Here is a 12,995-nt window from a genome sequence, read left to right on the forward strand (position 1 = left end):
TTCATAAATAAAAAAGTACATCACCCATTTAAAGTGATGTACTAGACCATTCATTTACTTTAAAAAATATTTTTCAATATCATCTAACATAAGGTTTGCAGCTACAATACCACCTGCTGTATTCCAAATCACTTCATCTACTTCGAATACTTTATTATCTTTAGAAGCCTGTAACTGCTTAAAGAGCGGATCTTCTGTCCATTCTTTCGCTAACGTGTTTCCTTCATTATTCTTATCCGCATCTTTATCAGATGTGAAATAGAATAAGTAGTCCCCGTCCATATTTGGAATTTGTTCTTTTGTAATTCCTTTTATCGCAAATTCATCTTTATCTTGTAGTGGTGGTCGTTTAAATCCAATATCATTTAATACAACGCCTGAGAATGAATTTTTTTGATAAATACGAACATCACCTGGGACGAAGCGAATAATTGAAACTTTAGAGTTAATTTTATCACCTAATTGTTCTTTTATTGCTGCAATACGCTTTTTATAATCATTAAGAGCATTTTGCCCTTCTTTTTCTTTATTTACAGCTTTTGTATAAAGCGTAAAGTTTTCTTTCCAATCACCGCGCAATGTTTCAGCATATACTGTTGGTGCGATTTCTTTTAACTGCTCGTATATTTTTTCGTGACGCATTTTATTTCCAATAATTAAATCCGGCTGAAGCTTCATTACTGCCTCTAAATTAATGTCACGTTCAGTTCCTACTACTTTCGTATCTTTTAACTCTTTCGCTAAATGAGGATACCATTCATCCCCAGCTCGTGGTTTTGTCGTTCCAACTGGCGTTACTCCAACACTTAAAAGTGCCTCAGCACCCTCATTTGTTAAAACAACAACTCTTTTTGGCGTACCATTTACTGTCGTTTCGCCCATTGCATGTTTTATACTATATGAATCTTTTGCCTTTACTGATGTATCTTTATCTTTCTTCTCTTCTTCTTTACCGCACCCTGCGATTATGACCATTAATAACATAATGCAAAGTATAAGAATATTTTTAGTGCGTGTCATAAATCCTCCCAGTTGAAAATGATTTTCAATTATATTCACAAGACTAATGTATATCTTATACATTGTCAATAGATATATCAGAAAACTTTTTCAGTATATATAATTTAGATCTCATTTTTATTCAAAATATTTTTGTACTTATTTGCTATTCACTTTTTAACCGTAACATGTGAAACATAAACGGACATAAGAAAGTAATTGTAATTCCAATCAATGCATAACGTACATAATACATATCAGGTATTACTTTTTTTAGTATGAGCTGCATCATTAACATGAAACTAAGACCTAAAACTGTTTTTACTGCTTGTATTTTAAAATTATTATTTTCATTCATTTTAATAAAATGATTCTCTAACATGATACCAATCGTTGAACCTGTCAAAACTCCAAGTAATTTTAAATTATCTATTTGGTCAGTCATAAAATACATAATGAGTGAAACTGCCAATACAATTCGTTGTAACAATATAAATTTCCTATCACTCAATTCCCCTGTTACTTTCGTATATAAATAAACAACTATGACACTAATTAAAACGGCACCTATTATATCACTGAGCCAATGTACACGTAAATATAGACGAGAAGTAGCAACCAATATTATAAAAATAATTCCAATGATCCAAATGATTCTCTTTTTACATAACATCATAAAAGAGCCCCAAAATGTTGTCGCTAACTGGACGTGTGTACTTGGAAAAGAATAACCAGCGGCTGATTTTTCATATAAAGCTTGAATTCCGTCGTATGTATACGGTCGTGGGATTTTCATGAATTCTTTTACCACTATCCCCATATAACCAGAGAAGCAAAGCATAACAATCATATGAAACGCTTTTCTTTTAGAAACGCACCAATATAAAATCGAAATAATGACTAAATACAACGTTTCATTTGCAATACTGGATATAAGTTTAAAAAGTATTGTAAGCACACTTCCCTCCAGACTGGTCATCCATTCAAGAAATAAAAGATCAATATTAAACATACAAAAACGATACCTCCAAAAAAATTTCTTTCTGCTATTTGTCAGCACTTAAGTTAAACTAGTTGATTTACATGTCAAATTTATACACCTACTTACGTTATAGATTAAGAATATATAGTACCACATACTAATAATAGATACTATGTTAAATCATCTAATCATTTTTATAAATTTTAATGAAATTTTGAGCTTTATATACAAAAACATCTATATCTTGTATCCCATTACTTATCTTTCATTTCAGATCGCACCCATCGCAGTTCGTATTTTGGGTTATATGGAACTACTATTAAATAAAGCAGTATACATATAACTTTCAAAGCCATTACAATTACAAATAAAAAACCGCCTTATGTAAGGCGGTTTCTATCATTTTGCTTTAACCAATTTAAAATAAATATATACGATTGATAGTGAATATAACGTATGCAAAATAAAAGAAATAAAAGGGCTATTCCAGTGCTACTATACAGTAAACCGAACTTTAAAAAAATATTTAAAAGCGGTGGAAAGTTCGTTATGTTTTGTAATGTAATAAGCATACAAAATAAAAGGAAAAACACAGGGGCATATTGCAATTCATACGGCTTTCTCTTCTTATTCATTCTTTTTCGAATGAACATATGGCTTAGCTCTGCTACTATAAAACACCCTCCAATTAATACAAGACCAGAAGTCATCGTCATACATCCACCTGCCTTATATTTATCCCGCACGACTACTCATCGTTATATTTTCTTCACATATATTCCATCTTCCTCATTAAAACCAAAGCTCTCTATGAACGATTTTGCTTGTTCTGTTAATTCCGTTTGTAATACCTTTATCTCTTTCACATTTCTTTCTTTCATCATCGCTTCAAATGTAAAATACGTATTTGTCCCATAACCGTAACTTTGATAATCAAAATGAATAATTAACTGAGATAAAACCGCACTCTCCTCTTGAACACGATAATCTATCACACCAATATATGTATCATCAACTTTCACACAATACTGTACCTGATTCTCACTTAAACTATGTGAGCGAAACATTTCTTTAACAACGTTTTCATTTTCTACATTTACTTTTTCAAACGTAATCATATGTTGTCCATCCTTTTACTATTATTGTATCAATAATTCGTTCCATTTATGAAAAAAACCTTAAGATCCTATGCGATCTTAAGGTTTTTCTAATTAAACTAAGCTATACGCACGTTTCGTTTCTTCGTGGAACTTATTCGTATCGTATTTATGCTCAACATAAATTTGATGCCATACCATAAACGCAAGTACAGTCCAAATTTTACGGCTATAATCGCCTTTATCTGCACAATGTGCTTCCAGTAAGTTTAATACATACTGTTTGTCGATTAAATGCTCTGTTTTACTCTCGTTTATAATATTGATAGCCCAATCATGCATTTCGTCTTTTAACCAGTGACGAATTGGTACTGGGAATCCAAGTTTTTTACGATCTAATACGTGATCTGGAACGATTCCGCGTGCCGCTTCACGTAAAATAGCTTTCGTAGTTCCGTTAGCAATCTTAAATTCAGTTGGAATTTTAGATGCAACATCGAATACTTCTTTATCTAAGAACGGTACACGAAGTTCTAATGAGTTTGCCATTGTCATTTTATCAGCTTTTAATAAAATGTCACCGCGTAACCATGTGAACATGTCAATGTACTGCATTTTGCTTACATCATCATAATCTTTAATTTCGTTATACAATGGTTTCGTGATATCCATATAGTTAACACTTTCATCGTAATACTTCATTAATTCAGCTTTCTCTTCTTCACGGAAGATTTTCGCGTTTCCATAGTAACGCTCTTCAATTGGCGTACATCCGCGCTCTAGGAAGCTCTTTCCTTTAAAGCCTTCTTTAAGAGCACCACTTAATGCTTTTAGAACGCTCTTACCTGGGCTAGGAATGTAAGAGAACATTTTTAGTGAGTTTGGCTCACGATAAATGTTATAACCACCAAATAGCTCGTCTGCACCTTCACCTGAAAGAACAACTGTTACATGCTTACGTGCTTCTTTTGCAACGAAGTACAATGGTACAGCTGCTGGATCTGCTAAAGGATCATCCATATGCCAAATGATTTTTGGGAACTCATCCATAAACTCTTTCGCTGAAATGAATACGTTATGGTTTTTAACGCCTAATTTCTCAGCAGTTTCTTTGGCAACATCAACTTCACTGAAACCACGTTGTTCAAAACCAATAGAGAATGTTAAAAGATTTGGATTCATTTCTCTTGCGATAGAAGCGATAATAGATGAATCGATACCACCAGATAAGAATGAACCTACTGGTACATCACTGCGCATATGCACTTTTACTGAATCATATAACACATCACGAATTGCTTGTATATGCTCCTCTTTCGTTGCGCTTGAAGCATTGAAATAAGGTTTCCAGTAGCGATGGATTTCCATCTCTTTACCGATTTCTTTTACGAAATAATGACCAGGCTCGATTTTATTAACATCAATTGTTAATGTTTCTGGCTCTGGACCATATTGGTACGTAAAGTAATGTTGTAGTGACGTTGGATTAACGCCTTTATCTTCCATCACATGCATAATACTTTTCTTCTCAGATGCGAAGAATGTAGTATCACCTTGTTGTGCGACGTATAAAGGTTTAATACCGAAGTGGTCACGTGCACCGAAAAGTTTCTTCTCTTCACGATCCCAAATCATAAATGCAAACATACCACGAAGATAGTCTACACATTTTTCTTTCATATGTGCATACAATGCAATGATAACTTCTGTATCAGATTGTGTTGCAAACGTTGCACCTTTTTCAAGTAACATTTCACGTAATTCTACATAGTTGTAAATTTCACCATTAAAAATAATTACATATCGATCATTTTCATAAGTTAGCGGCTGATGTCCTGCCTCTAAGTCAATGATGCTTAAACGGCGGAAGCCAAATTGTACATGTTCATCACGAAAATATCCTTCGTCATCTGGACCGCGGTGGAAAATCATCGTGTTCATATTTTCAAATTGATGTTTTTCTGTTTCTGAAAACTCTCTAGGGTTTTCACATAAACATCCTACAAAACCACACATACTTCTTACCCTCTTTCAGTTTTCATTCTGTCTATATACTACTATATCAACCCTATTTATACTAGCATAATCAATTGAATATGGCGACCAAAAACTATAAAAAAATCACTCCATTTCACATTTTTAACAATTTTTTATGAAAACATGAAAACTAGGCAATCACCTTTCTCCGCTTTTGTCATATGATATTGCAAATTGATTTCTAGGAGGGAATACCATGAGTGAAGAAAAAAAAGACTCTTCTCGCCCACCGGTTCGCAATTATTTAAAGCAAATTGATGATTTCTTCGAGCAAACACCTCTTCGCAATGTAATCGCTGATTTAAATCATTTTTTCCAAAAAGGAAATCGTTTATTAACATTCCCTGTAGATTTATATGAAGTTGGTGAAGAACTCGTTGTTACAGCCGAACTACCAGGTATACAAAAAGAACAAATTCAAATTGAAATACAAAGTGAATACTTAAAAGTCTCTGTAAAAGAAGAGATACTTGAAGAGGTCGAGGAAGAAACATCTCATAACTATTATCGCCGAGAACGTTCCATTTCAGAAGCATCAAGATTGATTAAATTACCGTACTCAATTAATAAAAAAGCAGCGAAAGCTTCGTATCAAAACGGCGTGTTAGAAATTCGGGCACCAAAACTTCCACAACAACATGACATTTTATCCATAGACTAATGTAAAAAAAGAAGGGTGCTGTGCACCCTTCTTTTTAATCCACTAATCTCTTCATATCACGTATAATGTCTTCGTACGGCGTATTACTAATACCACTATACTTTTTCATTACTTTTCCGTTTTGATCAATTAAATAAAATGATGTACCATGCATAACTTGACCATTCTCTGGTTTATCTACAAGTGATTGGAAATTATCTTTTGAAAACTTTGTAATATCTTCTAACGAATAACCCGTTAATAAATTCCAGTTACTAGTATCCTCTGTAAACTTTTGAATGAAAGCCTTCAAATTTTCCGGCTTATCAAGGTCTGGATCTACACTAAACGAAACAAACTGAACGTCTAATTTCTCTTCTTTGGCCATCTTTTGCAGTTTTGCCATATTAGCAGTCATTGGCGGACAAACTGTTTGGCAATTTGTGAACATAAAATCAGCAACCCAAACTTTCCCTTTTAAATCTTTTGTACCAAATGACTTTCCATCTTGATTTGTAAATTGGAAAGTTTCTAAATCCCAATTCAATGGTTTACGAAGCTTTGAACCCGATCCACTACATCCAGCAAGTACAAAGAGACAAAATACAACCATAAGACCAATTATTTTTTGATAACGCTTCATTTATAAACCTCTTTTCTCTATCCTAAATTTAAATAGGTTATGTTTATCATAACAAAAGTTAACACTACGAGAAAATTGTTTACTACATTTGTTCACGAAATCGTACGAATTTACGTATGTTACTTCTTTATTTCAAGCCAATTACTAGACAAAATTTGTTTTTTTACTATTATTTCTCTAAATAGAAGTTGCAAAACTAATTTTATTGTTACTTTTGTAAACGCATCCCCCTATTTTTTAACAATTCCTTAAACATTCATCCATGTTATACACTGTATTCCTTAACAACATTTCGGTACAATACAATTACAACGATTTTAAATGAGGTGATGTTCATGACAAAACGTTATGAAAACATGGATAATGTGAGTACAAAAAAATCAATTCGTTCCTTTATACGTTGGCGAAAAGAACGAAAACAAAATAAAAAGGATTTTTCTTTTTTAGTAGAACAATCACCTGTTAAACAAAGTAAATTCCTACAAAACAACTTTGAAAAGACGACTATAACTTGGATTGGTCATTCCACATTTCTTATCCAAACGAATGGGCTGAATATATTAACAGATCCAGTATGGGCTACTAAATTAAAATTAGTTCCAAGACTTACTGAACCTGGTCTTTCTATACAAGAACTACCTAAAATTGATATTGTCCTCATTTCACACGGTCATTATGATCATTTAGATTTTTCAACGCTTCGTCAGCTAAATGATGATGCTTTATACCTTGTACCTATTGGACTGAAAAAACTATTTACTCGCAAAAAATTTACTCGTGTAGAAGAGTATAATTGGTGGGAAAATACAATCATTAATGATGTTTCCTTTCACTTCGTACCTGCTCAACACTGGACGAGAAGATCCTTATTTGATATGAATACATCTCACTGGGGTGGATGGATTATTAATAATGAACCAACGAATGAAACCGTTTATTTTTGTGGTGACAGTGGCTATTTCCAAGGTTTCAAAGAAATTGGCAGACGCTTTTCAATTGATATTGCCCTTATGCCAATTGGCGCTTATGAACCAGAGTGGTTTATGAAAGTATCTCATGTTTCACCTGAAGAGGCAGTGCAAGCTTATTTAGATTTAAACGCTACACACTTTATACCGATGCATTACGGAGCTTTTGCCCTCGCCGATGAAACACCCCGCGAGGCAGTAACAAGGCTTCGAAATAATTGGAATTTACGTATGTTACCGTGGGAACAACTGCATGTACTCTTTTTAGGCCAAACTTTTACTTATAATAGCGCAACAAGCGGTAAGCAAGTAAATGAAAAAATTGAAACATTACACGTATAACGTAACTACTTATTTTCTATATCCAACATATACTATAGAAAATCATAAAGTAAAACTTTAATCAGTGGGTGTTTTCTATGAATGAATATTTACAGACTCGCTATATCATTAGCGGGAGTGCCTGTATAACCCTTCTTATTTCTTACTTTCTATTCACATAAAAAAAGCTACTTGAAAATATATTTCAAGTAGCTTTTTTATTACTCTGCTAAATACATAAATCCGATTGCACCTGGACCTGTATGAGTACTAATAATAGGCGTTGTAAAGAAAATTTCTGATTGAGCAAATCCACTCACTTTTTCAACAGCCGCTTTTACATTTTCAGCTAAAGGAATTGCTTTCGCATGCGGAATTGCAACAGCTTTTACAACTTTTCCAGCTGTATCTTCCTCAAATAACTTAGCTAACGTTTTTACAATTTGACCTTGGCTACGCACTTTCGTTACAGGGTTATAAACACCATCTTCAAGGCTAGCAATTGGCTTTATATTAAGTAGCGAACCGATAAACGCTTTTCCTTTACCGATACGCCCACCCTTCACTAAATTTTCTAATGTATCTACTACTACATATAAACGAGTATTCTTTCTCACTTCATCTACACGTTTTAAAATTTCTTCTAGTGAGCGTCCTTCATTTGCCATTTTCGCAGCTTCTATTACTTGATATGCTAAAGCATGTGTAATAAATTGAGAATCAACAACTGTTACTTTTGTGTCGGTCATTGATGCAGCACTATTGGCAGTTGCCACAGTACCACTCATTCCACTTGTCATATGAATGGAAAGTACTTCACTTCCATCTTCACCTAACTTGTCATACATTTCTACAAATGTACCCATTGCCGGTTGTGATGTTTTTGGTAATTCCTCTGATTTGATCATTTCTTCAATAAATTCATCAGGTTGTAAATCAACGCGATCTAAATATGTTTGTCCATTTACAAAGATTGATAATGGTAGCACATGAATGCCATACTTTTCGATTACATCCTGCGTTAAATCTGCAGTTGAATCTGTTACAATTTTAATTTTTTGCATATTATATTCTTCCCTTTCCAATACGCTCTCCTTGTTATTATACTAGCATTCCCTGTGCTTTCAACAATTTCGAACAAATTTCACCAAATTAATTATATTTTTATACCTAAAATAAAAAAGACAGAGTTTACTAACCCTGTCCATACTCTGTATCATGCATTTTTTTCAAGGGTATTTGTTTTATATACATTTAAATAATCATTCCACTTCAAACAATTTTGCAAATATTCACGGAAAGAATACGAAAATCTTGGGTGCTTTTGTTTTTGAATTTTTGCAATAAATAATTGAAGACGAGACTGAATTAGAAACGATAATGGATGCTGTGCCTGTAGGACAGGGATTTCGAATATTTTAATACAATCCCCTGTTGAATGAGTGAAATAAAAACTTTTCGTAATCACAATATCAATCCTCTTTTTCATTGGATTTTTGAACTTCCTCTACTTTACACTGTAACACGTTGTTTAAAGTGGAGACTTCTATGAATACAAAAGTATCCTTAGTCAATCCCTGTAGTCCTTTTGGTTAGAAGATTTATACTCTATTCATCCTCCGTCCTAAATATCCGATAAGACAGGAATCCCGTTATCCGTATATTGCTTAATAATTTTAGTATAAACTTAGCAAAGCGCAAAGTTTGTCTAAATTTTGGAGATTCTATAATTTTTTTCTTCTATATATTGTATACGTTTATGTCTAAAGTATAACAAATAAATAAAAAAAGTGCCTTTATAACGAGGCACTTTTCGACTGTATTTCTTCTTCTCTTTTCTTTTTTCGCTTATTAACAATCTTTGATAAAGCGATACTAATTTCATAAATACAAATAAGCGGTACCGCTACTAAACTATGAGATAAAAAATCAGGCGGTGATATACACGATGCAATGATAATCAATGCTACGTAAGCATACCTTCTTATTTTTATTAGAAATTCCGCCGTTAACAGTCCAATACTCGTTAAAAACATGACAACTACAGGTAATTCAAAAATTACAGCAAATGGAACTGTTAAATTAAGAACAAAATGAAAATACTTTTCTGTCGTAAACATCGTATTAAACATTTCATTACCTATCGTAGTTAAAAAATGAAATAAAAACGGCATTACAACGAAATATCCAAAACATAAACCTGCAATAAATAATATAGACAATACCGGTATATACATTACTGTCATTTTTTGTTCATTTGGATGTAAACCCGGTTTTACAAATAACCAAATTTGTATAGCAGCAAAAGGAATTGTACAAACGATAGCAAATACTGTAGCAATCGAGAAAAAAATCCATAATACATCACTTGGACCGAGAACAGTTAATTTCATTGGTAAATCTTTTACTAGCCAAAAATAAATATCCTTCGTAAAAGTAAATCCGATAATTAAAAATAGGACAAAGGATAGTACTGTATATATTACTCGTTTGCGAAGCTCAACAATATGTTCTACTACGCTCATTTCCCGATCTTCCATCTCGTTCACCACACTTTATTTATCCATTTCGAGGAAAATTCATTACATTTTTTCTTTCTTTTCCTTCTCTTGAAATGCATCATCAGTCAATTCTTTCGTTGATTTTTTAAATTCTTTTAACGTTTCCCCTAAAGCCTTTCCGATTTCCGGCAATTTTTTCGGCCCAAACAAAATGAGTACAGCTACTAAAATTAAAATTAATCCTGGAAAGCCAATATTTGAAAACATTTCTCCATCCCCTTTATTAGTAGATTCTTTGTCCTACTATTGCATAATTTTATTTTGTCAAAAAAGTTTGAAAACGTCAACAAATCCATTGCCTTTTGTCAAAAAAATTCAAAAATATAATCAATTATACAAATTTCATTTTCTATTGCTCTTGTGTATGATATGGTAAGGGAAATGACATATTATTTTATGATAGTAGAAAGGATTTGCATTATGACTGAAAAAATGACACGAATGACACATTTTGTGAAAGAAGAAATTGCAAATGCAATTACACATGGTATCGGTGCCATTTTAAGCATCCCTGCCTTAATTATATTAATTATTCATGCCTCTAAGCATGGTACCGCATCTGCTGTAGTTGCATTTACGGTTTATGGTGTAAGCATGTTTTTACTGTACTTGTTTTCGACCTTGTTACATAGCATTCATCATCCAAAAGTAGAAAAATTATTTACTATACTAGATCACTCAGCCATTTATTTATTAATCGCTGGCACATATACTCCTTTTTTACTGATTACGCTTCGCGGACCATTAGGCTGGACGTTACTCGCTATTATATGGACACTAGCAATCGGAGGTATCATCTTCAAAATTTTCTTTGTACGCCGCTTTATTAAGGCATCAACATTATGTTATATCATAATGGGATGGCTCATAATCGTTGCTATTAAGCCACTTTATGAAAATCTAACTGGACATGGTTTTTCACTACTTTTAGCAGGCGGAATTTTATATTCTGTAGGGGCTATATTCTTCCTTTGGGAAAAGTTACCTTTCAATCATGCCATTTGGCATCTTTTCGTTTTAGGTGGTAGTGCGATGATGTTCTTCTGCGTACTCTTTTATGTCTTACCTACAGCGTAATAAAAAAGGTTTCAGCTTAATGTAAGCTGAAACCTTTTTTATTACTTATGTAATTGTGATGCGATTACATCCTGTGTATGCTTCGTTAATTCTTTAATATCCATATTCGCATACTCTTCAGATGTAATCGGCTTCGAAATGGTTACTGTTGCATGAGCTGGTTTCATACGGTTTCCATTCGCTTCAAACATTTTATATGTCCCATCTAATGTTACAGGTAAGATTGCTACACCAGATTTTACTGCAAGGTGAAAACTCCCAGCCTTAAACTCTCCAATTTCGCCACCCTTACTTCTCGTCCCTTCTGGGAAGATTACGATAGAATGCCCGTTCTTTAACAGCTCAATTCCATCTTTAATTGCTTGAAGAGATTGACGACGATCATTACGAACCATAAATACACAATTCATAAGTTCCATCCAAGTTGGCACAACTGGAAACTTCTTAATCTCTGCCTTTGAAACGAATCCAATTGGTTTATTTAAGTAACCTAGTAAAACAGGAATATCCATATTACTCTGATGATTACTTACAACTAGTACCGGCTTATCTTTTGGAACATTTTCCAGACCATTTACTTCAATTGCCCCACCAGCTACACGTACCATTTTCTTACCAAACCAATTTGTCGTTTTATACACAACATTATCTTTTTCTTGTGGCGACATCGTATTTACTTGTCTTTTCAGACGCCACATTCTCGGTGTAATCGCAATTACGATTAAAATTAAATAAAAGATTTTAAAAAACGTTTGAATCATACAGAACCCCCACCTATTATCATTCCGTCCTTCATTATACTAGACAAACGAAGGAAAAAGAAGAAAAAATGTCCAAACAGCAAGTGCTTGGACATTTTTAAGTATTCTATATTAGAAACGTTTTGCTAATTCACGAGCATTAGCAATTGCTGCTTCTTTAATTTCTGGTGCTTTTTCAGGGTTTGCATTCATACCTTCAACTGCAATGTATTCAGTTTCATTTACACCAATGAATCCTAATACTGTTTTTAAGTGATTGCGGCCAAAGTCTACAGCTGCGTATGCTCCTTCAGAATAAACGCCACCTGTTGCTTGAATGTGAAGTGCTTTTTTGCCTTCTAATAAGCCAACTGGACCATTTTCAGTATACTTGAATGTTTTACCTGCGATTGCTAAGTTATCTAAGTATGCTTTTACTACTGGTGGATAGCTAAAGTTCCACATTGGAGTTACGAATACATAACGATCCGCATGCATAAATGTTTCTAAGTTTGTGTTCATTGCTGCAACTTTTTGTTGTTGAACTTCAGTTAAAGTTTCAAAGCCTTCACCTGCTGCAAATTTACCCCAAGCAGCGAATACATCTGCATCGATTGCTGGTACTGTAGTGTTGAATAAATCAATTGTTACAACTTCGTCTTGTGGATGTTCGTTTTTATAAGCCTCTATGAAAGCTTCCCCTACTGCCACTCCGAAAGAACCTTCTGCTGAATTTGGATTTGCTGTAATAAATAGTACTTTTGTCATTGTATTCTCTCCCTTTTACAGATTTTATCTTTAATTTGAGATTTATATTTCGAAAGTAAATAACTTACCTTATGTAAGTATAATACAAAAAGTTGTGTTCAATGTCAATAAAAAATAGCTACTTTTTTTTCGTAAGTTAATAAACACTATCTTTTCAATACG

15 protein-coding genes are annotated in these 12,995 nt (G+C 33.3%); 3 read left to right on the forward strand and 12 right to left on the reverse strand.

Annotation, left to right across the window (positions count from 1 at the left end; translation table 11 throughout):
• Nucleotides 1-54 precede the first annotated feature (54 nt).
• From FS802_RS02810 to asnB, 5 genes are all read right to left on the reverse strand, one after another.
• Nucleotides 55-1,020 carry an ABC transporter substrate-binding protein gene (locus tag FS802_RS02810; protein WP_000198714.1) on the reverse strand — a complete coding sequence of 322 codons (966 nt, stop codon included), beginning with the start codon at nt 1,018-1,020 and terminating at the stop codon, nt 55-57.
• Nucleotides 1,021-1,165: 145 nt separating this feature from the next.
• Nucleotides 1,166-2,011 carry a phosphatase PAP2 family protein gene (locus FS802_RS02815; protein WP_000481799.1) on the reverse strand — a complete coding sequence of 282 codons (846 nt, stop codon included), beginning with the start codon at nt 2,009-2,011 and terminating at the stop codon, nt 1,166-1,168.
• Nucleotides 2,012-2,361: 350 nt separating this feature from the next.
• Entirely contained in the window at nt 2,362-2,691 is a 330-nt protein-coding gene (locus tag FS802_RS02820; RefSeq protein WP_000200467.1) for a hypothetical protein, read from the reverse strand.
• A 48-nt stretch (nt 2,692-2,739) separates the two neighbouring features.
• The gene (locus FS802_RS02825; protein ID WP_000627500.1) at nt 2,740-3,099 is read right to left on the reverse strand and encodes a GNAT family N-acetyltransferase; all 360 of its coding nucleotides are present in this window, start codon (nt 3,097-3,099) and stop codon (nt 2,740-2,742) included.
• Nucleotides 3,100-3,192: 93 nt separating this feature from the next.
• Nucleotides 3,193-5,094, reverse strand: coding sequence for an asparagine synthase (glutamine-hydrolyzing) (asnB, locus tag FS802_RS02830; RefSeq protein WP_000333825.1), 1,902 nt, complete (start codon nt 5,092-5,094; stop codon nt 3,193-3,195).
• 217 nt (nt 5,095-5,311) lie between these two features.
• Here asnB and FS802_RS02835 point away from each other — a divergent pair, with 217 nt between their 5' ends.
• Nucleotides 5,312-5,776 (forward strand): Hsp20/alpha crystallin family protein, encoded by a 465-nt coding sequence (locus FS802_RS02835; protein WP_001288088.1) that lies wholly within the window; start codon nt 5,312-5,314, stop codon nt 5,774-5,776.
• A gap of 34 nt (nt 5,777-5,810) precedes the next feature.
• Here the strand turns inward: FS802_RS02835 and FS802_RS02840 are convergent, their stop codons facing one another.
• The gene (locus FS802_RS02840; protein WP_000833346.1) at nt 5,811-6,398 is read right to left on the reverse strand and encodes an SCO family protein; all 588 of its coding nucleotides are present in this window, start codon (nt 6,396-6,398) and stop codon (nt 5,811-5,813) included.
• A 335-nt stretch (nt 6,399-6,733) separates the two neighbouring features.
• On the opposite strand from FS802_RS02840, the gene FS802_RS02845 reads away from it, so the two are divergent.
• Nucleotides 6,734-7,708: an MBL fold metallo-hydrolase gene (locus FS802_RS02845; RefSeq protein WP_000167209.1), complete on the forward strand. Its 975-nt coding sequence runs from the start codon at nt 6,734-6,736 to the stop codon at nt 7,706-7,708.
• Between the two features lie 200 nt (nt 7,709-7,908).
• Here the strand turns inward: FS802_RS02845 and FS802_RS02850 are convergent, their stop codons facing one another.
• The 4 genes from FS802_RS02850 to FS802_RS02865 form a co-directional block, all read right to left on the reverse strand.
• Nucleotides 7,909-8,751 (reverse strand): DegV family protein, encoded by an 843-nt coding sequence (locus FS802_RS02850; RefSeq protein ID WP_098654782.1) that lies wholly within the window; start codon nt 8,749-8,751, stop codon nt 7,909-7,911.
• Nucleotides 8,752-8,903: 152 nt separating this feature from the next.
• A complete protein-coding gene (locus tag FS802_RS02855; protein ID WP_000629012.1) occupies nt 8,904-9,155 on the reverse strand; it encodes a DUF2535 family protein in 252 nt (83 codons plus the stop codon).
• A gap of 328 nt (nt 9,156-9,483) precedes the next feature.
• A complete protein-coding gene (gene tatC, locus FS802_RS02860; RefSeq protein WP_000390124.1) occupies nt 9,484-10,227 on the reverse strand; it encodes a twin-arginine translocase subunit TatC in 744 nt (247 codons plus the stop codon).
• Nucleotides 10,228-10,269: 42 nt separating this feature from the next.
• On the reverse strand, nt 10,270-10,455 hold the full coding sequence (locus FS802_RS02865; RefSeq protein WP_000492443.1) for a twin-arginine translocase TatA/TatE family subunit: 186 nt from the start codon (nt 10,453-10,455) through the stop codon (nt 10,270-10,272).
• 213 nt (nt 10,456-10,668) lie between these two features.
• Here FS802_RS02865 and trhA point away from each other — a divergent pair, with 213 nt between their 5' ends.
• Nucleotides 10,669-11,325, forward strand: coding sequence for a PAQR family membrane homeostasis protein TrhA (gene trhA, locus FS802_RS02870; RefSeq protein ID WP_000136877.1), 657 nt, complete (start codon nt 10,669-10,671; stop codon nt 11,323-11,325).
• Between the two features lie 41 nt (nt 11,326-11,366).
• Here the strand turns inward: trhA and FS802_RS02875 are convergent, their stop codons facing one another.
• Entirely contained in the window at nt 11,367-12,086 is a 720-nt protein-coding gene (locus FS802_RS02875) for a lysophospholipid acyltransferase family protein (RefSeq protein WP_000616596.1), read from the reverse strand.
• Nucleotides 12,087-12,197: 111 nt separating this feature from the next.
• Nucleotides 12,198-12,833: an FMN-dependent NADH-azoreductase gene (locus tag FS802_RS02880; RefSeq protein ID WP_000170043.1), complete on the reverse strand. Its 636-nt coding sequence runs from the start codon at nt 12,831-12,833 to the stop codon at nt 12,198-12,200.
• Nucleotides 12,834-12,995: the final 162 nt, after the last annotated feature.

The organism is Bacillus sp. DE0042 (assembly GCF_007680225.1).
In the GTDB taxonomy this organism is placed as follows: domain Bacteria; phylum Bacillota; class Bacilli; order Bacillales; family Bacillaceae_G; genus Bacillus_A; species Bacillus_A wiedmannii.

Bases quoted from the DNA above. Each gene is read 5' to 3' on its own strand.
- FS802_RS02880 (WP_000170043.1), bottom strand. From the start codon at position 12,833: ATGACAAAAGTACTATTTATTACAGCAAATCCAAATTCAGCAGAAGGT.
- FS802_RS02865 (WP_000492443.1), bottom strand. From the start codon at position 10,455: ATGTTTTCAAATATTGGCTTTCCAGGATTAATTTTAATTTTAGTAGCT.
- FS802_RS02815 (WP_000481799.1), bottom strand. From the start codon at position 2,011: ATGTTTAATATTGATCTTTTATTTCTTGAATGGATGACCAGTCTGGAG.
- tatC (WP_000390124.1), bottom strand. From the start codon at position 10,227: ATGGAAGATCGGGAAATGAGCGTAGTAGAACATATTGTTGAGCTTCGC.
- FS802_RS02840 (WP_000833346.1), bottom strand. From the start codon at position 6,398: ATGAAGCGTTATCAAAAAATAATTGGTCTTATGGTTGTATTTTGTCTC.
- FS802_RS02820 (WP_000200467.1), bottom strand. From the start codon at position 2,691: ATGACTTCTGGTCTTGTATTAATTGGAGGGTGTTTTATAGTAGCAGAG.
- FS802_RS02825 (WP_000627500.1), bottom strand. From the start codon at position 3,099: ATGATTACGTTTGAAAAAGTAAATGTAGAAAATGAAAACGTTGTTAAA.
- FS802_RS02810 (WP_000198714.1), bottom strand. From the start codon at position 1,020: ATGACACGCACTAAAAATATTCTTATACTTTGCATTATGTTATTAATG.
- FS802_RS02845 (WP_000167209.1), top strand. From the start codon at position 6,734: ATGACAAAACGTTATGAAAACATGGATAATGTGAGTACAAAAAAATCA.
- asnB (WP_000333825.1), bottom strand. From the start codon at position 5,094: ATGTGTGGTTTTGTAGGATGTTTATGTGAAAACCCTAGAGAGTTTTCA.
- FS802_RS02875 (WP_000616596.1), bottom strand. From the start codon at position 12,086: ATGATTCAAACGTTTTTTAAAATCTTTTATTTAATTTTAATCGTAATT.
- trhA (WP_000136877.1), top strand. From the start codon at position 10,669: ATGACTGAAAAAATGACACGAATGACACATTTTGTGAAAGAAGAAATT.
- FS802_RS02850 (WP_098654782.1), bottom strand. From the start codon at position 8,751: ATGCAAAAAATTAAAATTGTAACAGATTCAACTGCAGATTTAACGCAG.
- FS802_RS02835 (WP_001288088.1), top strand. From the start codon at position 5,312: ATGAGTGAAGAAAAAAAAGACTCTTCTCGCCCACCGGTTCGCAATTAT.